Source organism: Serratia sp. CY81684 (genome assembly GCF_052166595.1).
Classification (GTDB): Bacteria; Pseudomonadota; Gammaproteobacteria; order Enterobacterales; family Enterobacteriaceae; genus Serratia; species Serratia nematodiphila.
In genome coordinates this window covers 292,810-319,200 of the sequence record NZ_JBJNOO010000001.1, presented here as the reverse complement: position 1 = coordinate 319,200, position 26,391 = coordinate 292,810, and the positions used below count along the sequence as shown (strand labels likewise).

General features: G+C 62.1%; 23 protein-coding genes. 6 read left to right on the top strand and 17 right to left on the bottom strand.

Annotation, left to right across the window (positions count from 1 at the left end):
* Positions 1–29 precede the first annotated feature (29 nt).
* The 5 genes from sucA to sdhC all read right to left on the bottom strand — a co-directional run bounded on the left by sucA (position 30) and on the right by sdhC (position 6,343).
* Entirely contained in the window at positions 30–2,837 is a 2,808-nt protein-coding gene (gene sucA / locus ACJ8QF_RS01535; protein WP_004939884.1) for a 2-oxoglutarate dehydrogenase E1 component, read from the bottom strand.
* 275 nt (positions 2,838–3,112) lie between these two features.
* Positions 3,113–3,829 carry a succinate dehydrogenase iron-sulfur subunit gene (locus ACJ8QF_RS01530; RefSeq protein ID WP_004939885.1) on the bottom strand — a complete coding sequence of 239 codons (717 nt, stop codon included), beginning with the start codon at positions 3,827–3,829 and terminating at the stop codon, positions 3,113–3,115.
* 16 nt (positions 3,830–3,845) lie between these two features.
* Positions 3,846–5,612 (bottom strand): succinate dehydrogenase flavoprotein subunit, encoded by a 1,767-nt coding sequence (sdhA, locus tag ACJ8QF_RS01525; protein WP_015376974.1) that lies wholly within the window; start codon positions 5,610–5,612, stop codon positions 3,846–3,848.
* Entirely contained in the window at positions 5,613–5,960 is a 348-nt protein-coding gene (gene sdhD, locus ACJ8QF_RS01520; protein ID WP_004939891.1) for a succinate dehydrogenase membrane anchor subunit, read from the bottom strand.
* A complete protein-coding gene (gene sdhC / locus ACJ8QF_RS01515; RefSeq protein WP_004939893.1) occupies positions 5,954–6,343 on the bottom strand; it encodes a succinate dehydrogenase cytochrome b556 subunit in 390 nt (129 codons plus the stop codon). The genes sdhD and sdhC overlap by 7 nt, the downstream gene beginning before the upstream one ends.
* 729 nt (positions 6,344–7,072) lie before the next feature.
* Here sdhC and ACJ8QF_RS01510 point away from each other — a divergent pair.
* Entirely contained in the window at positions 7,073–8,365 is a 1,293-nt protein-coding gene (locus ACJ8QF_RS01510) for a citrate synthase (RefSeq protein WP_004939895.1), read from the top strand.
* A 58-nt stretch (positions 8,366–8,423) separates the two neighbouring features.
* On the opposite strand, the gene nei is transcribed toward ACJ8QF_RS01510, so the two are convergent.
* The 12 genes from nei to ACJ8QF_RS01450 form a co-directional block, all read right to left on the bottom strand.
* The gene (nei, locus tag ACJ8QF_RS01505) at positions 8,424–9,215 is read right to left on the bottom strand and encodes an endonuclease VIII (protein WP_004939897.1); all 792 of its coding nucleotides are present in this window, start codon (positions 9,213–9,215) and stop codon (positions 8,424–8,426) included.
* Positions 9,216–9,269: 54 nt separating this feature from the next.
* Entirely contained in the window at positions 9,270–9,914 is a 645-nt protein-coding gene (gene pcp, locus ACJ8QF_RS01500) for a pyroglutamyl-peptidase I (RefSeq protein WP_004939899.1), read from the bottom strand.
* 8 nt (positions 9,915–9,922) lie between these two features.
* Positions 9,923–10,942 carry a DUF979 domain-containing protein gene (locus ACJ8QF_RS01495; protein WP_004939900.1) on the bottom strand — a complete coding sequence of 340 codons (1,020 nt, stop codon included), beginning with the start codon at positions 10,940–10,942 and terminating at the stop codon, positions 9,923–9,925.
* Positions 10,939–11,670 (bottom strand): DUF969 domain-containing protein, encoded by a 732-nt coding sequence (locus ACJ8QF_RS01490; protein ID WP_015376970.1) that lies wholly within the window; start codon positions 11,668–11,670, stop codon positions 10,939–10,941. Before ACJ8QF_RS01490 ends, ACJ8QF_RS01495 begins: the two co-directional genes overlap by 4 nt.
* A gap of 54 nt (positions 11,671–11,724) precedes the next feature.
* A complete protein-coding gene (gene pxpA / locus ACJ8QF_RS01485) occupies positions 11,725–12,465 on the bottom strand; it encodes a 5-oxoprolinase subunit PxpA (RefSeq protein WP_004939906.1) in 741 nt (246 codons plus the stop codon).
* Entirely contained in the window at positions 12,455–13,387 is a 933-nt protein-coding gene (pxpC, locus tag ACJ8QF_RS01480; RefSeq protein ID WP_265260886.1) for a 5-oxoprolinase subunit PxpC, read from the bottom strand. Before pxpC ends, pxpA begins: the two co-directional genes overlap by 11 nt.
* On the bottom strand, positions 13,381–14,037 hold the full coding sequence (gene pxpB / locus ACJ8QF_RS01475; protein WP_004939909.1) for a 5-oxoprolinase subunit PxpB: 657 nt from the start codon (positions 14,035–14,037) through the stop codon (positions 13,381–13,383). Before pxpB ends, pxpC begins: the two co-directional genes overlap by 7 nt.
* Positions 14,038–14,196: 159 nt before the next feature.
* Complete coding sequence (locus tag ACJ8QF_RS01470; protein ID WP_025301873.1) at positions 14,197–14,940, bottom strand: type 2 GTP cyclohydrolase I; 744 nt, start codon at positions 14,938–14,940, stop codon at positions 14,197–14,199.
* An 18-nt stretch (positions 14,941–14,958) separates the two neighbouring features.
* The gene (locus tag ACJ8QF_RS01465; RefSeq protein WP_048232933.1) at positions 14,959–15,939 is read right to left on the bottom strand and encodes an MBL fold metallo-hydrolase; all 981 of its coding nucleotides are present in this window, start codon (positions 15,937–15,939) and stop codon (positions 14,959–14,961) included.
* Positions 15,940–15,961: 22 nt separating this feature from the next.
* A complete protein-coding gene (gene phrB / locus ACJ8QF_RS01460) occupies positions 15,962–17,392 on the bottom strand; it encodes a deoxyribodipyrimidine photo-lyase (RefSeq protein WP_442537212.1) in 1,431 nt (476 codons plus the stop codon).
* A gap of 16 nt (positions 17,393–17,408) precedes the next feature.
* Positions 17,409–18,365 (bottom strand): YbgA family protein, encoded by a 957-nt coding sequence (locus ACJ8QF_RS01455; RefSeq protein ID WP_033651168.1) that lies wholly within the window; start codon positions 18,363–18,365, stop codon positions 17,409–17,411.
* A gap of 142 nt (positions 18,366–18,507) precedes the next feature.
* Positions 18,508–18,717 carry a YbfA family protein gene (locus ACJ8QF_RS01450; RefSeq protein WP_004939916.1) on the bottom strand — a complete coding sequence of 70 codons (210 nt, stop codon included), beginning with the start codon at positions 18,715–18,717 and terminating at the stop codon, positions 18,508–18,510.
* Between the two features lie 441 nt (positions 18,718–19,158).
* Here ACJ8QF_RS01450 and ACJ8QF_RS01445 point away from each other — a divergent pair, with 441 nt between their 5' ends.
* From ACJ8QF_RS01445 to kdpD, 5 genes are all read left to right on the top strand, one after another.
* Complete coding sequence (locus tag ACJ8QF_RS01445) at positions 19,159–19,248, top strand: K(+)-transporting ATPase subunit F (RefSeq protein WP_016928742.1); 90 nt, start codon at positions 19,159–19,161, stop codon at positions 19,246–19,248.
* Positions 19,248–20,936, top strand: coding sequence for a potassium-transporting ATPase subunit KdpA (gene kdpA / locus ACJ8QF_RS01440; protein ID WP_442537211.1), 1,689 nt, complete (start codon positions 19,248–19,250; stop codon positions 20,934–20,936). The genes ACJ8QF_RS01445 and kdpA overlap by 1 nt, the downstream gene beginning before the upstream one ends.
* A 26-nt stretch (positions 20,937–20,962) precedes the next feature.
* Positions 20,963–23,032: a potassium-transporting ATPase subunit KdpB gene (gene kdpB, locus ACJ8QF_RS01435; RefSeq protein ID WP_442537210.1), complete on the top strand. Its 2,070-nt coding sequence runs from the start codon at positions 20,963–20,965 to the stop codon at positions 23,030–23,032.
* Between the two features lie 18 nt (positions 23,033–23,050).
* Positions 23,051–23,620 carry a potassium-transporting ATPase subunit KdpC gene (gene kdpC / locus ACJ8QF_RS01430; protein ID WP_131164580.1) on the top strand — a complete coding sequence of 190 codons (570 nt, stop codon included), beginning with the start codon at positions 23,051–23,053 and terminating at the stop codon, positions 23,618–23,620.
* A 73-nt stretch (positions 23,621–23,693) separates the two neighbouring features.
* Positions 23,694–26,390, top strand: a complete 2,697-nt coding sequence (kdpD, locus tag ACJ8QF_RS01425; RefSeq protein ID WP_265260890.1) for a two-component system sensor histidine kinase KdpD — start codon at positions 23,694–23,696, stop codon at positions 26,388–26,390.
* Position 26,391: the final 1 nt, after the last annotated feature.

The following is a 26,391-nucleotide window of genomic DNA, read 5'->3' as shown; positions in this document are numbered from 1 at the left end:
CGGCCCCTCGGCCGGCAAGCGAGCGAACATTAGTCAATATTCAGCGCGTCGTTCACCAGAGCCTGCTGCTGCTTCTGGTGTACGGACATATAGCCCACCGCCGGAGAAGCGGAGGCCGGACGTCCTGCGTAACGTAAAGAAGCCCCGAACGGCACCACTTCACGGAAGTTGTGTTGGCTGCAGTACCAGGCGCCCTGGTTCAGCGGCTCTTCCTGACACCAGACGAAATCATGCACGTGCGAGTATTGCTCCAGCACGGCCTGCACGGCCTGATGCGGGAACGGATACAGCTGCTCGATGCGCACGATGGCCACGTCTTTCTGCTCGTTCTTGCGACGCTGTTCCAGCAGGTCGTAGTAGACCTTGCCGGAGCACAGCACTACGCGCTTGACCGCTTTCGGATCCAAGTCGTCGATCTCGCCGATCGCCGGCAGGAAGGTGCCGTTGGCCAGCTCGTCCAGCGAAGAAATCGCCAGCGGATGACGCAGCAGCGACTTCGGCGACATCACCACCAACGGACGGCGCATACCGCGCAGCGCCTGACGACGCAGCATATGGTAAACCTGCGCCGGCGTAGACGGGACGCACACCTGCATGTTCTGCTCTGCGCACAGCTGCAGATAGCGTTCCAGACGCGCGGAAGAGTGCTCAGGGCCCTGGCCTTCATAGCCGTGCGGCAGCAGCATCACCAGGCCGCACATACGGCCCCATTTTTGCTCGCCGGAGCTGATGAACTGGTCGATAACGACCTGTGCGCCGTTGGCGAAGTCGCCGAACTGCGCTTCCCAGATGGTCAGCGTGCGCGGTTCCGCCGTGGCGTAGCCGTATTCGAACGCCAGCACCGCTTCTTCAGACAGCACGGAGTCCCAGACCTTGAATTCGCCCTGGCCGCTGTGGATGTTCGCCAGCGGAACGTAGACCGAACCGTTTTTCTGGTTGTGCACCACCGCGTGACGGTGGAAGAAGGTGCCGCGGCCGGCGTCTTCACCGGAGATGCGGATTGGAATGCCTTCATCCGCCATGGTGGCGTAGGCCAGCGTTTCGGCGGCGCCCCAGTCGAACGGCTTGTTGCCTGCGGCCATCTCGGCGCGGTCCGCGTAGATTTTCGCCACGCGCGACTGCATTTCGATCGCTTCCGGCACGGTGCTGATGCGGCGGCCCAGCTCCTGCAGGCGCTTCATCTCAACCTTGCTCGGGTACTCTTCGTCCCACTCGTGGTTCAGGTACGGCGACCAGGTGAAGGAGTGCAGGTTCATCGGACGCCACTCTTCAACCACGCAATCGCCGCGGTCGAGCGCATCACGATACAGGTTGACCATTTCCGTGGCATCTTCCAGGCTGGCCACTTTCTGTTCGGTCAGAACGTCAGCGTAGATTTTGCGCGGCGTAGGGTGTTTCTTGATCTTCTGATACATCACCGGCTGGGTGGCGCTCGGCTCGTCGGCCTCGTTGTGCCCATGGCGACGGTAGCAGACCAGATCGATCATCACGTCACGCTTAAAGGTGTTACGGAAATCCAACGCCAGGCGAGTGACGAAGGCCACAGCCTCCGGATCGTCCGCATTAACGTGGAAGATCGGCGACTGAACCATTTTGGCGATGTCGGTGCAGTATTCGGTAGAGCGCGCATCCAGCGGGTTGGAGGTGGTGAAACCAACCTGGTTGTTGATGACGATGCGCACGGTGCCGCCCACTTCGTAGCCGCGAGCCTGAGACATGTTCAGGGTTTCCTGAACCACGCCCTGGCCGGTGATGGCGGCGTCGCCGTGGATGGTGATCGGCAGCACCATGTTGCTGCGCGCTTCGTCCAGACGATCGCGACGGGCGCGTACCGACCCCATGACCACCGGGCTGACGATCTCCAGGTGCGACGGGTTGAACGCCAGCGCCAGGTGAACCATGCCGCCTTCGGTTTCCACGTCGGAGGAGAAGCCCTGGTGATATTTCACGTCACCGGTGCCGAGGTGTTCTTTATGCTTGCCGGCGAATTCGTCGAACAGATCGGCCGGCTTTTTGCCCAGCACGTTGATCAGCACGTTCAGACGGCCGCGGTGGGCCATGCCCAACACCACTTCGCGCGTGCCGTTCTTGCCGGCATGGCGCACCATCTCTTTCAGCATCGGCACCAGCGCGTCGCCGCCTTCCAGCGAGAAGCGTTTGGCGCCCGGGAATTTGGCGCCCAGGTAACGTTCCAGGCCTTCCGCCGCGGTCAGCTCGTTCAGGAAACGGCGTTTTTCGTCGGCGGTAAAGCTGGCGCGCCCCACCACCGACTCGATGCGCTGCTGGATCCAGCGTTTCTCTTCGGTGTTGGTGATGTGCATGTACTCAGCGCCGATCGACCCGCAATAGGTCTGCTTCAGCGCGGCGTACAGATCGCCCAGCTTCATGGTTTCTTTGCCGATGGCGAAAGAGCCCACGTTGAAGGTTTCCTGGAAATCGGCTTCGGTCAGGTTGTGGTAAGCAGGATCAAGGTCAGGAACTTGCTCGCGCTGCCACAGGCCGAGCGGATCGAGGTTGGCATGCTGATGCCCGCGGAAGCGGAAGGCGTTGATCAGCTGCAGTACCTTGACCTGTTTGGCGTCGGTTTCCGGATCGGTGATGGTGGTGTTGTAGCGCGCGGAGTCTTTCGCCAGGCGGCGGAAGTAATCGCGCGTTTGAGAGTGAAGCTGATCGGGTTTGACACCCGCGGTTGGTAGCTGTTGAAAAATGGAACGCCAGCTATCTTCAACGGAACCCGGATCGGTTAAGAAGTCTTCATAGAGCTGCTCTATGTAAGACTGGTTCGCGCCCGCCAGATAGGAGGAATCCAGCCAGGCCTTCATTGCGCCGTTCTGCATCATGATCCCTTAAGCTTTGAAGCTTTAGTTTTCGCCGTGGTTAACATAATTACCGTGATGAATACGGTTTGCCGTAAAACGGTTCACTCGACGTACTTGCGGCCATGTCGGCCCGATACGTTCTGTTATGGACCTTGCGGTCCCTTACAAGGAACCTCTAAAAACCGGCGGAAGAACCAGGCTGCATAGCGCCGCAGCCGCGGGTCAGTTTTTAGAGGTTCCCTCCCCTATGGGACGTGCGCCGGAAAAGAGCCCGGCGCAGCATCTCATTCCGTTTATGCGCCGCGTTGCAGCAGCATGGACTTGATATGCCCGATCGCACGCGTCGGGTTCAAGCCTTTAGGACATACACTGACACAATTCATAATGCTATGGCAGCGGAAAACACTAAAAGCGTCGTCCAGATCATCTAAACGTTCTTGCGTTTCCGTGTCACGGCTGTCGATCAGGAAGCGATATGCCGCCAACAGACCGGCAGGCCCGATGAACTTGTCCGGGTTCCACCAGAACGATGGGCAAGAGGTCGAGCAGCAGGCGCACAGAATGCACTCGTACAGGCCGTCCAGCTTGGCGCGCTGCTCCGGCGACTGCAGGTGCTCGCGCGCCGGCGGGTTCTTGCCGTCGTTCAGCAGGTATGGCTTGATCTTTTCATATTGGGTATAGAACTGGCCCATATCCACCACCAGATCGCGCACCACCGGCAGGCCCGGCAGCGGACGGATCACGATCTTGCCGTTGCCTTTGCGCAGCGACGAAATCGGGGTGATGCACGCCAGGCCGTTTTTACCGTTCATGTTCAGGCCGTCGGAACCGCACACGCCTTCGCGGCATGAGCGACGGAACGACAGGGTCGGGTCTTTTTCTTTCAGCTGGATCAAAGCATCCAGCAGCATCATGTCACGGCCTTCTTCCGCTTCCAGGGTGTAGTCCTGCATGTGCGGGGCGTCGTCGACATCCGGATTGTAGCGATAAATGGAAAATTCGAGTTTCATCTGTCGATCTCCGCAATTAGTAAGAACGCACTTTCGGCGGGAATGCCGGGCGCAGCTTCGGTTGCATGTTCACTTCGCGGCGCGTCATGCTTTCCGATTGCGGCAGATACAGCGAATGGCACAGCCAGTTGGCGTCATCGCGTTCCGGGTAGTCGAAGCGGCTGTGTGCGCCACGGCTCTCGGTACGGAAGTTGGCCGACACGGCGGTGGAATACGCGGTCTCCATCAGGTTATCCAACTCCAGGCATTCGATGCGCTGGGTGTTGAACTCGCTGGAGGTATCGTCCAGGCGTGCGTTCTTCAAACGTTCACGGATCACTTTCAGTTCTTCCAGGCCCTTGGCCATCGCATCGCCTTCGCGGAATACCGAGAAGTTGTGCTGCATGCAAGACTGCAGCGCTTTGCGAATTTCAACCGGGTCTTCGCCGGAACGGGTGTTGTTCCAACGGTTCAGACGGTCCAGCGAGGCTTCCACGTCGGAGTCGCTGGCGTCACGGCTCACGCCCTGCTCTTCCAGCGATTCCTGCAGGTGCATACCGGCGGAACGGCCGAACACCACCAGGTCGAGCAGCGAGTTGCCGCCCAGACGGTTGGCGCCGTGCACCGATACGCAGGCGATTTCGCCCACGGCAAACAGCCCCGGGATCACCACGTCTTCGCCTTTCTCGTTCACGGTCAGCGCCTGGCCGGTCACCTTGGTCGGAATGCCGCCCATCATATAGTGACAGGTTGGGATAACCGGGATCGGCTCTTTCACCGGATCGACGTGCGCGAAGGTGCGGGACAGTTCCAGAATGCCCGGCAGGCGGGATTCCAGCACCTCTTTGCCCAGGTGATCCAGCTTCAGCTTGGCGTGCGGGCCCCAAGGACCGTCGCAGCCGCGGCCTTCGCGGATTTCGATCATGATCGAACGGGCAACCACGTCGCGGCCCGCCAGATCTTTGGCGTTCGGCGCATAACGCTCCATGAAGCGCTCGCCGTGTTTGTTCAGCAGGTAACCGCCTTCGCCGCGGCAGCCTTCGGTCACCAGCACGCCCGCGCCGGCGATGCCGGTCGGGTGGAACTGCCACATTTCCATGTCCTGCACCGGCACGCCGGCGCGCAGCGCCATGCCGACACCGTCGCCGGTGTTGATGTGGGCGTTGGTGGTGGACTGGTAAATGCGGCCAGCGCCGCCGGTCGCCAGCACGGTGGCCTTGGCTTTGAAGTAAACCACTTCACCGGTTTCGATGCAGATAGCCGTGGTGCCGACCACCGCGCCGTCCTGGTTTTTCACCAGATCAAGCGCATACCACTCGGAGAAGATGGTGGTGTGGTTTTTCAGGTTCTGTTGGTACAGGGTGTGCAGCAGCGCATGGCCGGTACGGTCGGCTGCGGCTGCGGTACGCGCCGCCTGCTCGCCGCCGAAGTTCAGCGACTGGCCGCCGAACGGGCGCTGATAGATGCGGCCGTCGTCCAGACGAGAGAACGGCAGACCCATGTGTTCCAGTTCCAGAATCGCTTCCGGGCCGGTTTTACACATATATTCGATGGCGTCCTGGTCACCGATATAGTCGGAACCTTTCACCGTGTCGTACATATGCCATTCCCAGTTGTCCTCGTGGCTGTTGCCGAGCGCGACGGTGATGCCGCCCTGTGCGGACACGGTATGGGAACGGGTCGGGAAAACTTTGGACAGCAGGGCACAGGTCGAGCCCGCTTGGGAAATTTGCAGCGCGGCACGCATGCCCGCACCGCCGGCGCCGATTACGACGGCATCAAACTCTCTGACTGGCAGTTTCATTTAAGCACCCCACACTACGATTGTTCCGTACAGTAAATAGACCAGCAACGCGACCACGACAGCCAGCTGCAACACCAGGCGAACCGCCAGCGGCTTGACGTAGTCCGTCAGCACCTGCCACAGCCCGATCCAGGCGTGCACCAGAATCGACAGCAGGGTCAGCAGAGTGAACACTTTCGTAATGGAAGTGGCGAAGAAACCGCGCCAGATGTCATAAGTGAGTTCCGGAGCCGTGACGAAAAAGCCCAGGATATACAGGACGTACAGGGTAATGATGATAGCGGAAGCGCGCAGCAGCAGCCAATCGTGCACGCCGTTGCGCCCTAATGCAGAAACGTTATTTACCATACGAGGACTCCAGCCAGAACTGACAGCACGACGGTCAGACCGATCGCCACCTGGGCGGAACGGGTGCCGGCGGCCAAACTCTCTTCGATGTAGCCAAAATCCATTAACAAGTGACGGATGCCACCGCAAATGTGATAGGCCAGCGCCGTGAGGATGCCCCAGAATATGAATTTGACGATGAAGCTATTCATGATGGCGGCCGCCTGCAGGAACCCCTCTTGGGAAGAGAGTGACAGGCCCAGCAGCCAGAGGAGGATACCCACGGCAACGAAGGTAATTACGCCAGAGACTCGGTGTAAGATAGACGCTATCGCAGTTACGGGGAACCGGATCGTTTGCAGATCCAAGTTGACAGGTCGTTGTTTTTTCACGTATTTGCCCACACAGCTCTTATTATTTTCCTTCCTCCGGGCCTGGGCGGGGATCAGACAGCGTTAAGAGCCTAAAACCCTTACACGTCACGCGCTCAAACATCAACATCCTCTGTGCTCAAACGGCGCGCATTTATAACGCTGGGTGCTCCTACTTCAGGGTAATCCGGAGACCTGGCGGCAGTATAGGAGGATCACATTCTGATTACAATTCTCATACAACCGCTTTGATAACATTTCCCCCGAACAGTGATTCAGATCACGGATTTCACAATTAGTGCAAAATTAATTATCTGATTTGACAAGAGATCAACATTTCCATTACATATAGGGGCACAAACGGTCCTATGATGCGCTATGGGTCAGCAGATACACTTCCTCCCGGGTTCGAGTTATGCAACAGTGTATTTGGCGAACCTATCCCAATAGCCGTTGTTTCCCGCTCGAGTTTGCCGGCGTCTAAAGCAAATAAAGCACACAAAAACAGATTATTGGGATAGGTTCACATCTCTTCGAACAGCTCATAGGTAAGATTAACAGACTATAACGAATTACTATGAATCGTTAACAACTGGTCACCCGTCTCGTTCGCCTGGTCAGCACTCTGTACCCTACCCGCGCACAGTTGCGCAGTCGCTCACAGAGTTAGCGTCCGCACCATTTTTTTGCGGGCAACCTGCAGAGATTTAAGGTATTTCAGTTGTTAGTGGTTTTTAAAATAAGGCGCTAAGGAGACAGTAAATGACTGATAAGAAAGCGACGCTAACCATTAACGACAGCGAAGCTCCGATCGAACTGGGCGTATTGACACCGACACTGGGCCCCGATGTCCTCGATGTCCGCGCTCTGGGTTCCAAAGGTTATTTCACATTTGATCCCGGCTTTACCTCCACCGCTTCTTGCGAATCCAAGATTACCTTCATCGACGGCGACAAAGGCGTGCTGCTGCACCGCGGCTTCCCTATCGAGCAGCTGGCGAAAGAATCTTCCTACCTGGAAGTGTGCTACATCCTGCTGTACGGCGAGACCCCAACGCCGGAAGAATTCGAAACCTTCAAGACCACCGTAACCCGCCACACCATGATCCACGACCAGATCACCCATCTGTTCCGTGGCTTCCGTCGCGACTCGCACCCGATGGCGGTGCTGTGCGGCGTGACCGGCGCGCTGGCGGCGTTCTACCACGATGCGCTGGACGTCAACAACGAGCGTCACCGTGAAATCACCGCGTTCCGTCTGCTGTCCAAAATGCCGACCGTGGCCGCGATGTGCTACAAATACTCCCTGGGCCAGCCGTTCGTTTACCCGCGCAACGATCTGTCCTACGCCGGCAACTTCCTGCACATGATGTTCGCCACCCCGTGCGAAGAGTACGTGGTGAACCCGGTACTGGAACGCGCCATGGATCGCATCCTGATCCTGCACGCCGACCATGAGCAGAACGCCTCTACCTCAACCGTGCGCACCGCCGGCTCTTCCGGCGCCAACCCGTTCGCCTGCATCGCGGCCGGCATCGCCTCCCTGTGGGGGCCGGCGCACGGCGGCGCCAACGAAGCGGCGCTGAAAATGCTGGAAGAGATCAAGACCGTCGAGCACATTCCGGAATTCATCAAGCGCGCCAAGGACAAGAACGACTCCTTCCGCCTGATGGGCTTCGGCCACCGCGTGTACAAGAACTACGATCCGCGCGCCACCGTGATGCGCGAGACCTGTCACGAAGTGCTGAAAGAGCTGAACAAGAAGGACGACAACCTGCTGCAGGTGGCGATGGAGCTGGAACACATCGCGCTGAACGACCCGTACTTCATCGAGAAGAAACTGTACCCGAACGTCGACTTCTACTCCGGCATCATCCTGAAGGCGATGGGCATTCCTTCTTCCATGTTCACCGTGATCTTCGCCATCGCGCGCACCATCGGCTGGATCGCCCACTGGAACGAAATGCACGACGAAGGCATCAAAATTGCCCGTCCGCGTCAGCTGTACACCGGCTATGCCGAGCGTGATTTCAAATCCCAGCTGAAAACCAAGTAAGCCGCTTCCCCGGCTGAAACCGCACAGCGCCGCCCCTTCGGGCGGCGTTTTTTTTTGCTTATTTCTGGCAGCCCGGGCACCAATAAAACGGCCGCGACGACAGCTCGGTGCGCACGATCATCCCACCGCAGCGCTCACAGGGCTCGCCGCTGCGATGAAACACCTTGAAGCGAAACAGCGCGCCGTGATGGCGGTTGTCATCCGCCTGCCCGCGCGTCTGGTAGGAAAGGCGCGGCACCGCCAGCAATGCCTCCGCCAGGTGGCGCAGCGCCTCTGGCACCAGATCCTGTGGTTTGTGCTGCGGCGCCAACTCGGCCTGCCACAGGATTTCGGCGCGCAGATAGTTGCCCAATCCGGCGAGAAACGCCTGGTCGAGCAGCATGCCGCTCAGCTGCCTGCGGCGAAAACGCGGCGTCAGCAACCGCTCCACCACATCGTCTACCGTCAGCGACATGTCCAACACGTCAGGGCCGATGCGTTGCAAAAACGGGTGTTGCTCTATTTCCTCGCGCGGCCCGACGGTAATATCGGAAGCGCTGTAGAGCAAAATCGCGCTATGAGCGGTTTCCAGCCGCACCCGCAGATCGCGCTTGGTCTCCGGCGTCTCCCCCGCCGCCGCCACTTTCCACACGCCGTACAGCTGGTTATGGCTGTACATCGTCAGCCCGTTGGAAAAGTGGGTCAACAGCGCCTTGCCGCGCGGCTCGATGGCGACGATGCGCTCGCCGAGCAAACGCTGGCGATAATGTTTCAGCTGAGGAAAAGCGAAATCGACGGCGGTCAGCGGCTGATCGATCACCGCCGCCGCCAGTTTGTCCGCCGCCCGGCGGATCTCCGGTCCTTCCGGCATAGACCACTCCTTGCGTAGACCCGGCGCAGCCCGATGCGCCGGGGATTCTCTTGATTAATGCGTTGCGCCGCCCGCCACTTTCAGATCGTGTTCCACCTGCAACGCGATGGAAACGGCCAGCTCCAGCGCAAACAGCACCGTCGAGGCCGCCATGCTCGGTGCGCCGGGGTGCGCCGCCGCCTGTTCCGGCAGGTACGGGATATGAATAAACCCGCCCTTCACCTCGCGCTGGCCGCTCAACCGGTGCAGCAGGCCATACATGACATGGTTGCACACGTAGGTGCCGGCGGTCTGCGAAACAGAGGCCGGAATGCCGGCCTCGCGCATCGAGCTGACCATCGCCTTGATCGGCAAGGTGCTGAAATAGGCCGCCGGGCCGCCGGCGACGATCGGCTCATCCACCGGCTGCTGCCCCTGATTATCGGGGATACGTGCGTCGTCGACGTTGATCGCCACCCGTTCAATCGTGATGTCGGTGCGGCCGCCGGCCTGGCCGACAGCCAGCACCATCAGCGGCTGCACCTCGTCGATCGCCGCATTGAGCGCCTCCAGCGCCGCGCCGAACACGCACGGCAGCTGGCGCGCCACAATGCGCGTACCCACCAGCTCCATATCATTGAGCTGCTTCACCACTTCCCAGGAAGGGTTGAGCCGCTCGCCGCCAAACGGCTCAAAGCCGGTAATCAATACTTTTTGCATCCTTACTCCTACAGGAACATCAGGAAATACAGCAGGAACACGTTAACCAATAGCAGCAGCACGCCGGTCGGCACCTGCGCCTTGATCACCGCATTCTTGTCCGGCAGCTCCAGCAGCGCCGCCGGCACAATGTTGAAGTTCGCCGCCATCGGCGTCATCAGGGTGCCGCAATAGCCGGAGAACATGCCGATCGCCGCCATCACCGCCGGGTTGCCGCCGTGTTGCAGCACCAGGATCGGAATGCCGATGCCGGCGGTGACGATCGGGAACGCGGCGAAGGCGTTACCCATCACCATGGTCAGCACCGCCATACCGATAGCGTAGACCGCCACGGCGATAAAGCGGTTATCCACCGCCAGATACTCCTGGGTCAAATGCGAGATCGCGGTGCCGACGCCGGCGACGGTAAACAGCAGGCCAAGCGTGGCGAGGATCTGCGGCAGAATGAACGCCCAGCCGATCGAATCCAGCAGGCGCCGCGCTTCCTGCACCGGCTGCAACGCCTTCTCATGGGTCATTTTCACCGCGATCGCCAGGCCGATCAGGCAGCCGACGGTCATAGAGAACAGGGTGATCAGCGTCGCATGGTTACCGCTGCCAAACACCGCGCTTTGCAACGCCGGAATATTGTTGAACAGCAGCACGCCGATCACCGTCACCACCGGGATCGCCAATGCGGGGATAAACAGCTTGTTGCCCAGGCGCTTGGCGCTGGCCTCGCGCTCCTGCGGCGTTCGCTGATGATAGCTGCCGAGGCGCACGCCGCCGAAGCCGGCGATCAGGGCCATCACTACCACCACCACGCCAACGATGATGTGCAGCATGCGTTTCTCGTTGCTGCCTTCGCCGAGCACGTCGCCCAGCAGGCGGTAAGTCCAGTCGCCGACCAGGAACACCAGGCCGTACAGCCCCCAAAACAGCCCGGTGGTGATGCGGCGCGGGTTGGCGCGATCGCGGAAGGACATCACCGCCACAATCAGCAGCACCGCGCCGGCCAGCCAGTAGAGATATTGTTGCTGGAAGTTCATCGTGCTTCCCCCTTCGCCTGCAGCGCCGCCTGATTCAGCTGCGCCAGCTCGGCACTCAGCTGTTTATCCATCCGATACAGCCGGAAGGCGTGGATCAGGAAAGCGAAAATGGCGGTCGGAATGCCCCACAGCGCGATATGCAGCGGCTCGGTCTGAATGCCGCCGGACTCCAGCATAAAGTTGTGCATGAAGATGATCGCGCCGAAGGCCACGAAGATATCTTCGCCGAAGAACAGCCCGACGTTGTCGGTGGCGGCCGACATGGCGCGCAGGCGGTGGCGGGTACGCTCCGGCAGCTCGCCGTAACGGTTTTCCGTCGCCCCTTCCGCCATCGGCGCCAGCAGCGGCCGCACCATCTGCGGATGCCCGCCCAGGCTGGTCAGCCCCATCGCCGCGGTGATCTCGCGCACGAACAGGTACACGATCAGCAAACGGCCGGCGGTGGCGCTTTTGATCCTGGCGATCCACGCCTGCGCCCGCTCTTTCAACCCGTGGCGCTCCAGCAGGCCGATCACCGCCAGCGGCAGCAGCAGGATCAGCGGCAGGTTTCGGGTATTGAGAAAGCCCTCGCCGAGCTTTTCCAGAATGACGTCCAGCGGCATCAGCGCCGCCAGACCGGTGATGATGCCGGCGGCGATCACCACCAGCACCGGGTTGAAACGCAATACAAACCCGACCACGATAGCGGCGATGCCGATCAGTGGCCAGAGATTCACGGCCTGTTCCATAGTCTTCCCTCGATATTTTCTAATAGTTTTTTGCTTGTGATGTTGTGTCTTGCTTTACTGCTCCGCGCTGACGCGGATCCCCTGCTGAACAAAACTGTCCCGCAGCTTGCGCGCATACGCCAGCGCATGCTCGCCGTCCCCATGCAGGCAGACGGTTTCCGCCTGAACCGCGGTCCAAACGCCATCGACGCTGCGCACCCGGTGATGGCGCACCATCTCCAGCGTTTGCGCCAGCGCCTGTTCGTCATCCTCGATCAATGCTCCCGGCAAACCGCGCGGCACCAACGTGCCGTCGGCCTGATAACCGCGATCGGCGAACACCTCCTGCCGGGTGGTCAGACCGAGCCGTTGCCCGGCGCGGATCAGCTCGCTGCCGGCCAGCCCCACCAGCCGCAGCGCAGGATCGACCGCCTGCACCGCCCGGGCGATCGCTTCCGCCAGCGCCGGCTCAACCGCCGCCTGGTTGTACAGCATGCCGTGCGGCTTGACGTGCACCATCACCCCGCCCTCGGCACGGGCGATGGCCGCCAGCGCCCCGAGCTGATACACCACCTGCGCGTAGACCGTTTCCGGCGGCAGCTGCATGCGGGTGCGGCCGAAATTCTCCCGATCGGGAAAACTCGGGTGGGCACCGATCGCCACGCCGTACTGCAATGCCCAGCGCACCGACTGACGCATGGTCTGCGCATCGCCGGCGTGGAAGCCGCAGGCGATGTTGGCCGAACTCACCAATTGCAGCAGCGCCTGGTCGTTGGCGCAGCCCTCGCCGAGATCGGCGTTCAAATCAACGATCATGTAACCCCCAGGCAATCTGTCGAAGGAAGAGATCCTGCTCGGCCTTGGCGCGCTGCGCCTCCGCCAGAGAGCAGAGAACGAAGTGGATCGGTTCGCCGAGCCGGATCTGCGCCAAATGGTAGAGATCGGCTTCGATCACGCAGGCAATGCGCGGGTAACCGCCGGTGGTTTGCGCATCGGCCATCAGCACGATCGGCTGGCCGTTGTGCGGCACCTGCACCACGCCGGGCAGCAGGCCGTGCGACAGCATCTCGCGGCCGGTGGTGCGCGCCAGCGGCGTGCCGCCGTGCAGACGGTAGCCCATGCGGTTGCTCTGCGGGCTGAGCTGCCAGGCGGTACGCCAGAACGTCTCCTGTGCCTCTTCGCTGAATTCAGCGTACTCCGGCCCCGGCAACGCGCGGATGCGGTTGGTGAACAGCAGTTGCTTCACGCCGCAGGAATGTTGCGGTTGAGCGGCGGAGTTACCGAGCGGCAACCGGTCGCCGTCCTTCAGATTACGCCCCTCGCATCCGCCAAAGGCGGCTTTCATATCGGTGCTGCGCGAGCCCAGCATTTCCGGCACGGCGATGCCGCCGGCGATCGCCAGGTAGCTACGCATGCCGCGTTTCGGCGTGACCAGCGTCAGCCGCTGCCCCTTTTTCACCGGGTAGCGCCAGCCGGTCCACAGCGGTTTGCCGTCCAGCTGAGCGTCGCAGCCGGCGCCGGTCAGGGCGATCCAGCCTGCGCGGGTAAACTCGGCGCTGAACTGGCCGAGGGTGATCTCCAGCCCGGCGGCCTCCGGCGCATTGCCCACCAGCAGGTTGGCTATCTTCAGCGCCGGTTGATCCAGCGCTCCGCCGGTGCTGATGCCCAGACGGCGGAATCCCTCGCGGCCCAAATCCTGCACCGTGGTATAGATGCCGGCACGCAGAATAATCAGCATACGCCCTCCTTCTGCGGCACGAAGCGCACGTTATCGCCCGGGCGCAGCAGCGTCGGCGGCATTTCATGCGGATTGAACAGCGCCAGCGGCGTGCGGCCGATCAGCTGCCAGCCGCCGGGCGTCACCAGCGGATAGATGCCGGTCTGGCCGCCGCCGATGCCGACGGAGCCGGCCGCCACCGCCAGACGCGGCTCAGCGCGGCGCGGCGTCGCCAGTTGTTCCGGCATACCGCCCAAATAGGAGAAACCCGGCTGAAAGCCGAGGAAATAGACCACGTAGGCCGCCGCCGCGTGGCATTCCACCACCTGCCGCGGCGTCATGCCGGTATGGCGCGCCACTTCATCCAGATCGGGGCCTTGCTCCCCGCCGTAGACCACCGGAATATCCACCTGGCGCGATTCCGGCGTCAGGCTCTCTTTGCTTTCCCAACCTTGCTGCAGCAACGCGAGCATCGCTTCGGCGTCGGCCTGCGGCGTATGCAGCAACAGCGTCAGGTTATTCATTCCCGGCACCACTTCCCGCACGTCGGGGTGGTGATTCAGCTTTTCCGCCAGCGCCCAGATGCGCTGCTGGCTCGGTAAGGTCACCGGCGGCGACAGTTCAAGCACTACCGCTCTCTCACCCAACAGGTAATAACGTGCTTGTTGCACCCTTATTCTCCTTATTATTATCGCGATGAAAAACACACCAGTTATGCGTGACGCGGCCCCGGCTGTCAATAGAACGCAACCATAAGGAAAATAAGGAAATAGCGCGGTAAAAGGATTCAGCCGGCGCACAGGCCGGGCTGGATCCGGGGAAGAAAAAAATCAGGCGGGATTCGGGATATCGATAAAGGTCACATCAAAGCCGTGGTGCTGCGCCAGCCAGTCGCCCAACGCCTTCACGCCGCCGCGCTCGGTGGCGTGGTGGCCGGCGGCGAAGAAATGCACGCCCATTTCGCGCGCGCTGTGAATGGTCTGCTCAGACACTTCACCGCTGATGAACGCATCGACGCCGAAGCGCGCCGCGCTGTCGATAAAGCCCTGGCCGCCACCGGTGCACCAGGCCACCCGGCGAATGTGCTCAGGCGCGTTATCGCCGCAGTGCAGCACCGCACGCCCCAGCCGGCTTTCGATACGCTGCTGCAGCGCTTCGCCGGTCAGCGGCTGTTCAAATTCGCCGTGCGGCACCAGCGGCTCGACGTCGCCAATCACCCGAATGCCCAGCGCCTGCGCCAGCTGCGCATTGTTGCCCAGCACCGGATGCGCGTCCAGCGGCAGGTGGTAGCCGTACAGGTTGATGTCGTGGGTCAGCAGCGTTTTCAGGCGGTTGCGCTTCATGCCGCGCACCGCCGGCGCCTCGTTTTTCCAGAAATAGCCGTGGTGCACGATAATCGCGTCGGCCTGATGCGCCACCGCAGCGTCCAGCAGCGCCTGACAGGCGGTGACACCGGTCACGATGCGCTGCACGTGCGGGCGGCCTTCTACCTGCAATCCGTTGGGGGCGTAGTCCTGAAACGCCGCGGCGTTCAGTTCCGTGTTGATCAGTTGTTCCAGATCGAGGTTACGCATTCTCTTCTCTCTTCATAGTCAAAATGTCTGCCGGTCGCCCTGCGCCATCAGGATAAATTTCACGCCCAGATCGTTGCCCTGCGCCAGCTGTTGCGCAATGGCGGCGCGCGTGTCTTCGCCCTGCTTCAGGCTGGGCTTGATGTGGCTGATCACCACCGGCAAACCGTTCAGCGAGCCATCGCCGCCGCTGTACTGTGTCAGGTTCTTCAACTCCTTCAGCAGCCAGGCCGGCGTCAAATGGCCGTACAGATGTTTATCCTCCACCCCGTTAGGGTAAGAGGTTTCGATAATCATGCCCTTGAGCTTCTTCTGCTCGACAAGCGGCCCCAGCGCGCGCCAGACGGTATCGAGATCGCGCGACTGCTCGACCTTATCCGGCCCGGTATCGCCGAAGTAGGCGAAGAACTCGCTGCCGTTGGAAATCAGCAGCATCGACGACGGATAGCGATCGTGGCTGAGCGGGTACATCACGCCGGTCAATCCGGTCAGGCCGAGGGTAAACCGCTGCTGCGGCCGCACCGTTTGCAGCCGGTAAGTGCCCAGCCGCGAGCCGTTGCCGGCGTCGGTGAAGTTCGGCCACGCCTTCCAGTTGAAGTAGTGATTACGCAGGGTCAGTACGGTGTCCGCCTGGGCGTAAACGGTTTTTTTATTGTCCTCGGGTGAGCCGACGATCAGCCCCGCCACGTGGTCCAGGTGGCCGTGGCTGATAAAGTAGCTGCCGATCAACTGCCGGAACACATAGCCCTGCGGCGTGTAAGGCGCGGCCAGCTCGGGCGTCACCTGCGGGAAGCTGCCCTTCTCCAACCCTTTGGCGATGCCCGGCAGCAGCGAACCGGCGTCCAGCGCCACATACCGCGGCTGATTGTCGCTGCGGATCAGGTAGGAGGTCAGATTGCCGTCGCTGACGCCGCCGTCGACGCCCAGCGCCACCACGTCAAAGCCGGCGATCGCCAGCGCGGAATAGCCGCTCAGGCACAGGGCCAACACCTTTTTCATCATTGCGTCGCTCCTTGCAGTTGCCTCAAGACTCTCCCCGTTTCGCCGCCTCGAACGCCGCCAGCGTCTCCAGACGGGCTTGCTTATGATCGACGATCGGCAGCGGGTAATTCAGCACGCATGGCTGCTTTTCCGCCCAACGGTGAGGATGATGGATGTCATTGTCGGGCACATCCGCCAGTTCCGGCAACCATTTACGGATAAAAGTGCCTTGTGGATCAAAACGTTCACCCTGCGTCGTCGGGTTGAAGATGCGGAAATACGGCGCGGCGTCGGTGCCGGTGGAAGCCGCCCACTGCCAGCCGCCGTTATTGGCCGCCAGATCGCCGTCCAGCAATTGCGACATGAAGTAGCGCTCCCCGGCCCGCCAGTCGATCAGCAGATCCTTCACCAGAAAACTGGCGCTGATCATGCGCAGCCGGTTGTGCATCCAGCCGGTAGCGTTCAGCTGGCGCATGGCGGCATCGACGATCGGATAGCCGGTCTCGCCCCGCTGCCAGGCCTGCAGCTTCGCCGCGTCATCGCACCAGCGCACTTTGTCCGTCCAGGCGATAAACGGCCGATGGCGGCACAGCTCGGGATAGGCCACCAGCAGATGGCGGTAGAACTCGCGCCAAATCAGCTCGTTCAGCCAGGCGAAAGCGCCGCTCTCGCGATCTTCCAGCAGCTGCGGGCATTCGGCGCGCAGGCGGTTAAAACACTGGCGCGGCGACAACACGCCGATCGCCAGATAGGGCGACAGGCTGCTGGTGCCGGCGATGGCCGGCAGATCGCGCTGGCGAAGGTAATCCTGCACTTGCTCACGACAAAAGGCGCGCAGCCTCTGTAGCGCGGCCTCCTCGCCGGCGGGATACTCATCCCCGATGTCCGCCGCGGGATAATCGAACGCCGCCGGCGCTTCAGGCGCTGGCAACGCGCCATCGGCACGGTTCTTCGGCGCCGGCAGGCAGCTCACGTCGGACTCAGTCAGGCGCTGAATAAAGGCGTTGCGAAACGGCGTATAAACCTTGTACATCTCGCCGCCGCCGGTTAGCACGCTGCCCGGCGGCAACAGCAGGCTGTCATCAAAACCGTGGCACGTTACCCGTCCATTCAACTGCTGCTCCAGCCGCGCATCGCGGCGCCGTTCATTCAGTTCGTACTGGCGATTGTAAAACAGCGCGTCCACCTGCTCTCGCCGGCAATAGTCCGCCAGCCAGTCGATCGATGCAGCAAAGTCCGAACAGGCATGGCAATGCAGCGCAATGCCCTTTTGCGCCAGCGCCTGCTGTACCGCCCGCAGGCTGGCGTGGATCAGCGCCGCCTGCCGCGGTGCCATCTCATGCTGCCGCCACTGCTGCGGGGTGGCGATAAACACCGCCAGCACCAGGGCTTTGGGATCGCTGCAGGCAGCATGCAACGCTTTGTTGTCGGTGATACGCAGATCGTTACGCAACCAGACCAGATGCGTGGTCATAAAATTCCCTTGTCAATCAATGGCCGTAACGCAAACGCAGCGCCTCCGGATAAGGTTCGAAATAGCGTTGTTCCGCCAGATAACTGTCGGGGTATTCCGCCATGTAATGCTTAAGCAAGGCGATCGGCGCCAGCAGCGGCTGCATGCCCTGCCGGTAGCGGTCGATCAGGTGCGCCAGCTCCTGGCGCTGCGCCGCGCTGAGCTGGCGGCGGAAGTAACCCTGCACGTGCATCAGCACGTTGGTATGGTTGCGGCGCGTCGCCTTGTGCGCCAACAGCGCCATCAGGCGGCTGCGGTACTCCACGGCGAAGTCTTCCAGCGAGTCCCAGCGATGAATGTCGGCGACGAAACGCCCCAGTTCGCGGTACGCCGGCTGCGAATGCGCCAGCAGCGACAGCTTGTAGCGGCTGTGAAACGCGATCAGCCCGCCGCGGGTCAGCCCCTGGCGCCACAGCATATTCAACTCATACAGCGCGTACACCCGTTCAATGAAGTTTTCCCGCAATGCCGCATCCTGCAATCGTCCGTCTTCTTCCACCGGCAGCCACGGCATCTGACGCAGCAGTTCGGCGGTAAACAGCCCGACGCCGTTTTTACGCGAGTCCTTGCCATTCTCACTGTAGACCCGCACTCGCTCCAGGCCGCAGCTCGGCGACTTGGCGCAGACGATATAGCCGCACAGATGCTGCAAGGCCGCCACGCGCTGCGCGGAGAAACTGCGCATCTCCTCGGTCAGATCCACGCCGGCGTCGTTGCTGTAGCGCATCGCCGGCCAGGGCTGCGCCTGTTTCACCAGGCGCAGCGCCGGGCGCGGCGTGGGCAGGCCGATCGCCATTTCCGGGCATACGGGCTCAAAGCGCACATAGGGCGCCAACTGTTCCACCGCGAAGGCCAGCCGCTTGTGGCCGCCGTCGAAACGCACCGCGTCGCCCAGTAAACAGGCGCTGATGCCGATAGGGATCTTGTCACTCATACCGTTCTCTCGTGGTGTTGGTCGATGAGGAAAGTGTAGAAGAATGGCTTGCCAAATACGACCTTGCGCTTGACGGCAGCGGGCCCGAGGCATAAAAAAACCCCCGCCGCAGGGCGAGGGTTGTTCGTGAATCGGCAGTGACTCAGTAGAAGTCGCAGGACGCCAGTTCCGCCTGCTGCAGCCAGACCGGCTTATCGCTGGTTTTTGACCAGACGCGGTGCAGGTAGCTGTAAAAACGCCCGCGATCGCTGCGGAACAGCATCACCGGCAGGGCCAAAATGCCCGCGATAACCACTGCGCTGCGGCGCAGGAGAATCCGATGCAGTGAATAAGCGTGATAGGTCGTAGACATGCGAACCTCCTTAAAAACGCCTGCCGTTGATTTGTCAGGGAAAACGGCGTCGGCGCATCAAATGAACAATCGGTAATTTGGTAACTGGACAAAATTTTAGCGCACTTGATGAAAGTTTACTACTCATCCGACCACTAAATCGCACAAAAAATCGCTAATCGCCGCGGCGATTCGTAACTTTGTTACAATCAAGTTAATTTTTAACTAAACATGGGTTACATTGTGGTTATTATTCGGTTCTTCATCCCACGTCCCAGCCCCGGCTTATTCACGCATCAGGCGCAATCTCGCCGCAAGCAGGCTGCCTGAAACGGCCAATTTCCGCTGAAATTTCAGCCATTTTTATACTTTTTTTACACCTGCCCGCGCGATTTTTTCATCTTCTTTCTACCCCTCTCCCTACACTGCCTCTATCAAAAACAACACCTCTGGAGGTGTCCCGTGAGTTTCAGCGTTATTGGTGGTGCGCTGTTGGTTCTGCTGCTGTTGGCCTATCTGGTCTACGCCCTGTTTAACGCGGAGGATTTCTGATGGCGGCTTCAGCCTTTTTACTGATCGCCAGTTTCCTGCTGGTGCTTCTGCTGCTGGCCCGGCCGCTGGGCGGTTTTATGGCGCGCCTGATCGAAGGTGAGCCGCTGCCTGCGCTGCGCGCAGTGGAAGCCGGCGTCTGGCGCGCCTGCGGCATCCGCGCCACCGAGATGAACTGGTGGCAGTACGCGCTGGCGATCCTGGCATTCAACCTGCTCGGGCTGGCGCTGCTGTTCGCCTTGCTGATGACGCAGGGCTCGCTGCCGCTCAACCCGCAAGGCTTCCCGGGCCTCTCCTGGGATCTGGCGCTCAACACCGCCGTCAGCTTCGTCACCAACACCAACTGGCAAGCCTACAGCGGCGAAAGCGCCCTCAGCTATTTCAGCCAGATGGCCGGGCTGGCGGTGCAGAACTTCGTTTCCGCCTCCACCGGCATCGCCGTGGCCTTTGCGCTGATCCGCGCCTTTACCCGCCGCGCCGGCAAGACCGTCGGCAACGCCTGGGCCGATCTGTTCCGCATCACGCTGTATGTGCTGCTGCCGATCGCGCTGCTGATTGCCCTGTTCTTCGTCAGCCAGGGCACGCTGCAAAACTTCCTGCCTTACCTGCACGTCACTACGCTCGAAGGCGCGCAGCAGACGCTGCCAATGGGGCCAGTGGCCTCGCAGGAAGCGATCAAGATGCTCGGCACCAACGGCGGGGGGTTCTTCGGCGCCAACTCGGCGCACCCGTTCGAAAACCCGACCGTGCTGACCAACTTCGTGCAGATGCTGGCCATCTTCCTGATCCCTTGCGCGCTGTGCTTCTCCTTCGGCCAGCTGGCCGGTGAAAACCGTCAGGGCCACGCGCTGATCTGGGCGATGGCGCTGATCTTCGTGGTGGCGGTGGTGGTGGTGATGGTCGCCGAGCTGGCGGGCAACCCGCACCTGAGCGCGCTGGGCGCCGACAGCAACATCAATATGGAAGGCAAAGAGTCGCGCTTCGGCATTCTCGCCACCAGCCTGTTCTCGGTGGTGACCACCGCCGCGTCCTGCGGGGCGGTCAACGCCATGCACGACTCCTTCACCGCGCTGGGCGGCATGGTGCCGATGTGGCTGATGCAGATCGGTGAAGTGGTGTTCGGCGGCGTCGGCTCCGGCCTGTACGGCATGCTGCTGTTCGTGCTGCTGACGGTGTTTATCGCCGGTCTGATGATCGGCCGCACCCCGGAATACCTGGGCAAAAAGATCGACGTTTACGACATGAAGATGACCGCGCTGGCGATCCTGGTCACACCGACGCTGGTGTTGCTGGGCAGCGCGCTGGCCATCGGCACCGACGCGGGCCGCGCCGGCATCCTCAATCCGGGCGCCCACGGCTTCAGCGAAGTGCTGTATGCCCTGTCTTCCGCCGCTAACAACAACGGCAGCGCCTTCGCCGGGTTGAGCGTCAATACGCCGTTCTACAACCTGCTGCTGGCCTTCGCCATGTTCGTCGGCCGCTTTGGGGTGATCCTGCCGGTGCTGGCGATCGCCGGTTCGCTGAGCGCCAAGCCACGCCAGCCGGCGGGCAACGGCACCCTGCCAACCTATGGGCCGCTGTTTATCGGCCTGCTGATCGGCACCGTGCTGCTGGTGGGCGCGCTGACCTTCGTGCCGGCGCTGGCGCTGGGCCCGGTGGCCGAGCATTTGCAACTTTGGTTGGCAAACTAACCGACGTCACAGAGAGAGAATAAGAGATGACTCGCAAACAACGCGCGCTGTTTGAACCGGCTCTGGTGCGCACCGCGCTGATCGATGCGGTGAAAAAACTGGATCCTCGCGTTCAATGGCGCAACCCGGTGATGTTCGTGGTGTATATCGGCAGCCTGCTGACCACCGCCATCTGGCTGGCGATGCTCACCGGCCAAACCGACGGCGCCGCCTCCTTTACCGGCAGCGTAGCCCTGTGGCTGTGGTTCACCGTGCTGTTCGCCAACTTCGCCGAAGCGCTGGCCGAAGGCCGCAGCAAGGCCCAGGCGGAAAGCCTGAAGGGCACCAAGAAAACCAGCTGGGCGAAAAAGCTGGCCGGCCCGCGCCGCGACGGCGCCACGGAGAAAGTGGCCGCCGAGAGCCTGCGCAAAGGCGATATCGTGCTGGTGGAAGCCGGCGATACCATCCCGTGCGACGGCGAAGTGCTGGAAGGCGGCGCTTCGGTGGATGAAAGCGCCATCACCGGCGAATCCGCCCCGGTGATCCGCGAGTCCGGCGGCGACTTCTCCTCGGTCACCGGCGGCACCCGCGTGCTGTCCGACTGGCTGGTGGTGCAGTGCAGCGTCAACCCGGGGGAAACCTTCCTCGATCGCATGATCGCCATGGTGGAGGGCGCCAAGCGCCGCAAAACGCCGAACGAGATCGCGCTGACCATTCTGCTGGTGGCGTTGACCATCGTGTTCGTGCTGGCCACCGCCACCCTGTTCCCGTTCTCGCAATACAGCGTCGAGGCGGCCGGCAGCGGCAGCGTGGTCACCATCACCGTGCTGGTCGCGCTGCTGGTTTGCCTGATCCCCACCACCATCGGCGGTCTGCTGTCCGCCATCGGCGTGGCCGGGATGAGCCGCATGCTTGGCGCCAACGTGATCGCCACCAGCGGCCGCGCGGTGGAAGCCGCCGGCGATGTGGACGTGCTGTTGCTGGATAAAACCGGCACCATCACGCTGGGCAACCGTCAGGCTTCGGAGTTTTTGCCGGCGCCGGGCGTCAAAGAACAGGAACTGGCGGACGCCGCGCAGCTGGCTTCGCTGGCGGACGAAACGCCGGAAGGCCGCAGCATCGTGGTGCTGGCCAAACAGCGCTTTAACCTGCGCGAGCGCGATCTGCAGGCGCTGAACGCCACCTTCGTGCCCTTCTCCGCCCAGACCCGCATGAGCGGCGTCAACGTGCAGGAGCGCATGATCCGCAAAGGCGCGGTGGACGCCATTCGCCGCCACGTCGAATCCAATCAGGGCCACTTCCCGCGGGCGGTGGACGATCTGGTGGAAAGCGTGGCGCGCACCGGCGGCACGCCGCTGGTGGTGGCGGAAGGCGCCCGGGTGCTGGGCGTGGTGGCGTTGAAGGATATCGTCAAGGGCGGCATCAAGGAACGCTTCAATGAGCTGCGCAAGATGGGCATCAAAACGGTGATGATCACCGGCGATAACCCGCTGACCGCAGCGGCGATCGCCGCCGAAGCCGGGGTGGACGACTTCCTGTCGGAAGCCACGCCGGAAGCCAAGCTGGCGCTGATCCGCCAGTATCAGGCGGAAGGCCGTCTGGTGGCGATGACCGGCGACGGCACCAACGACGCCCCGGCGCTGGCGCAGGCCGATGTGGCGGTGGCGATGAACTCCGGCACCCAGGCCGCCAAAGAGGCGGGCAACATGGTCGATCTGGATTCCAACCCGACCAAGCTGATCGAAGTGGTGCATATCGGCAAACAGATGCTGATGACGCGCGGCTCGCTGACCACCTTCAGCATCGCCAACGACGTGGCCAAATACTTCGCCATCATTCCGGCGGCGTTCGCGGCCACCTATCCGCAGTTGAACGCGCTGAACGTGATGCACCTGCACTCCCCCGCCTCCGCCATCATGTCGGCGGTGATCTTCAACGCCCTGGTGATTGTGTTCCTGATCCCGCTGGCGTTGAAAGGGGTGAGCTACAAACCGATGAGCGCCGCGGCCCTGCTGCGCCGCAACCTGTGGCTGTACGGGGTCGGCGGTCTGCTGGTGCCGTTCGTCGGCATCAAACTGATCGACCTGATCCTGGTCGCGCTGCACGTCGCCGGTTAACCATTGAGGGAAATGAACATGACGTATTTACGACCTGCGCTGGTGATGTTGATCCTGCTGACGCTGATCACCGGCATCGCCTATCCGCTGCTGACCACCGGGCTGGCGCAGCTGCTGTTTTCGGGCGCGGCCAACGGTTCGCTGCTGTACCAGGGCGACAAGGCGGTCGGCTCCGCGCTGATCGGCCAGAACTTCACGCGCGCCGACTATTTCTGGGGCCGCCCGTCGGCGACCGGCGATTCGGCCTATAATCCACAGGCCTCCGCCGGCAGCAACCTGGCGGCCACCAACCCGGCGCTGGATAAGGCTATCGCCGAACGCGCGGCGCAGCTGCGCCAGGCCAATCCGGCCATGAGCGGCCCGATCCCGGTGGATCTGCTGACCGCCTCCGGCAGCGGGCTGGATCCGCAGATTTCGATCGCCGCGGCGCGGTATCAGCTGGCGCGGGTCGCGGCGGCGCGTCATCTGCCGCCGGAACAGGTCGCCAAACTGATCGAAGACAACACCGATCGGGCCACGCCCAACTTTATGGGGGAATCGGTGGTCAACGTGCTGAAGCTGAACCTGGCGCTGGATGCGTTGCAGTAGCGCGCCGTATTCAGCATAGTGATAGGGTTCGGCGTGCCGAACCCCTTTTTGCTTGGTAACACAAGGAATTGTCATGGTCGAAGAAGAACAGCAGCGTCCCGATCCCGATAGCCTGCTGGCGCTGGCCAATGAAAAACCGCGCGGCCGGTTGAAGGTATTCTTCGGCGCCTGCGCCGGCGTGGGCAAAACCTACGCCATGCTGCAGGAGGCACAGCGTTTGCGCGCTCAGGGGCTGGACGTGCTGGTCGGCGTGGTGGAAACCCACGGCCGCAGCGAGACCGCCGCCCTGCTCGACGGCCTGGCGCTGTTGCCGCAAAAGCGCATCCAGCATCGCGGCCGGCTGGTGCATGAATTCGATCTCGACGCCGCGCTGGCGCGCCATCCGGCGCTGATCCTGATGGATGAACTGGCGCACAGCAACGCCCACGGTTCGCGCCACCCCAAACGATGGCAGGATGTGGAAGAGCTGCTGGACGCCGGCATCGACGTGCTGACTACCGTCAACGTGCAACATTTGGAAAGTCTGAACGACGTGGTGGGCAGCGTGACCGGCGTGCGGGTGCGCGAAACGGTGCCCGACCACGTGTTTGACGAGGCCAGCGAAGTGGTGCTGGTCGATCTGCCGCCGGACGATCTGCGCCGACGGCTGCACGAAGGCAAAGTGTATATTCCCGGCCAGGCCGAGCGCGCCATCGAGCATTTTTTCCGTAAAGGCAACCTGATCGCCCTGCGCGAGTTGGCGCTGCGCCGCACCGCTGATCGGGTCGATGACCAGATGCGCGAGTTTCGCGACACCCAGGGGCGCGAGAAAGTGTGGCACACCCGCGACAGCATTCTGCTGTGCGTCGGCCACAACAGCGGCAACGAAAAGCTGGTGCGCATCGCCGCCCGGCTGGCGGCGCGGCTCGGCTGCCACTGGCATGCGGTCTACGTGGAAACCCCCAAGCTGCACCGGCTGCCGGAAAACCAACGCCGCGCCATTCTGCGCGCGCTGCGGCTGGCGCAGGAGCTGGGCGCCGAAACCGCCACCCTGGCCGATCCGTCCGAAGAGCGCGCAGTGCTGCGCTACGCCCGCGAACATAACCTCGGCAAAATCATCATCGGCCGCCGCAGCGAGCAACGCTGGAAGCTGCGCGGCAGCTTCGCCGATCGCCTCGGCCGGCTGGGCCCGGATCTCGATCTGGTGATCGTCGCGCTGGACAGCGACGCCGCACCGCCGCCGCCGGGCAAGGAGCACGACGGCCGCAGCTTCAATGAGAAATGGCGCATGCAGCTGCGCGGCTGCGCGGTGGCGGTGGCGCTGTGCGCGCTGATCACCCTGCTCTCGCAGTGGCTGCTGCCGGGCTTCGATCAGGCCAACCTGGTGATGGTCTACCTGCTCGGCGTGGCGATCGTCGCGCTGTTCTTCGGCCGCTGGCCATCGGTGCTGGCGGCGGTGATCAACGTCGCCAGTTTCGATCTGTTCTTCGTTCAGCCCGAATGGTCGTTCGCCGTCAGCGATATGCAGTATCTGCTGACCTTCGGCGTGATGCTCGCCGTCGGTATCATCATCGGCAACCTGACCGCCGGGGTGCGTTATCAGGCCCGGGTGGCGCGCTACCGCGAGCAGCGGGCGCGCCATCTGTACGAAATGTCACGCGGGCTGAGCCGCGCGCTGACCGTGGCCGACATCGCCAACACCAGCCGTCATTTCCTCTCCAGCAGCTTCCAGGCGAAAACCGTGCTGCTGCTGCCGCAGGAAGACGGCCGGCTGCAGCAAATGATCGGCGAGGAAGGCGGGCTGCTGTCGGTAGACGAAGCCATCGCGCGCTGGAGTTTCGATAAAGGCTTGCCGGCCGGTGCCGGCACCGACACTCTGCCCGGCGTGCCTTACCAGCTGCTGCCGCTCAATACCCCCAAACAGACCTTCGGCCTGTTGGCGATCGAACCCAACAACCTGCGCCAGCTGATGGTGCCGGAACAACAGCGGCTGCTGCAAACCTTCGCAGTGCTGATCGCCAGCGCGCTGGAACGGCTGCACCTGGCGCGCAGCGCCGAAGAAGCCAAGCTGGACGCCGAACGCGAGCAGCTGCGCAACTCGCTGCTGGCGGCGCTGTCGCACGATCTGCGCACCCCGCTGACCGTGCTGTTCGGCCAGGCGGAAATTCTCACGCTGGACCTGGCGGCCGAAGGCTCCAATCACGCCACCCAGGCCAGCCAGATCCGCCAGCAGGTGCTGAGCACCACCCGGCTGGTGAACAACCTGCTGGATATGGCGCGCATCCAGTCCGGCGGTTTCAGCCTGCGTAAAGAGTGGCAGTCGCTGGAAGAGATCGTCGGCGCTTCGCTGCACATGCTTGAGCCGCTGCTCAGCCAGCATCCGATCGAGGTCGAGCTGCCGCCGGAACAAATCCTGGTCAACTGCGACGGCAGCCTGCTGGAACGGGTGTTCACCAACCTGTTGGAAAACGCCAATAAATACGCCGGCGCCGAGGCCACCATCGGCATTCGCGCCCGCACGCTGCCAGAGTGGCTGGAAGTCGAGGTCTGGGATAACGGCCCCGGCATCCCCGCCGATCAGCTGCAGCTGATTTTCGACAAGTTTTCACGCGGCAATAAAGAGTCGGCGATCCCCGGCGTCGGCTTGGGGTTAGCCATTTGTCGTGCCATTATTGAAGTGCATGATGGCCGCATCTGGGCGGAAAACGGCGCCAACGGCGGCGCCAGCTTCCGCTTCGTGCTGCCGCTGGAAAAACCGCCCGAGATCGACGGCGACGCCTTCGATCTGTAAT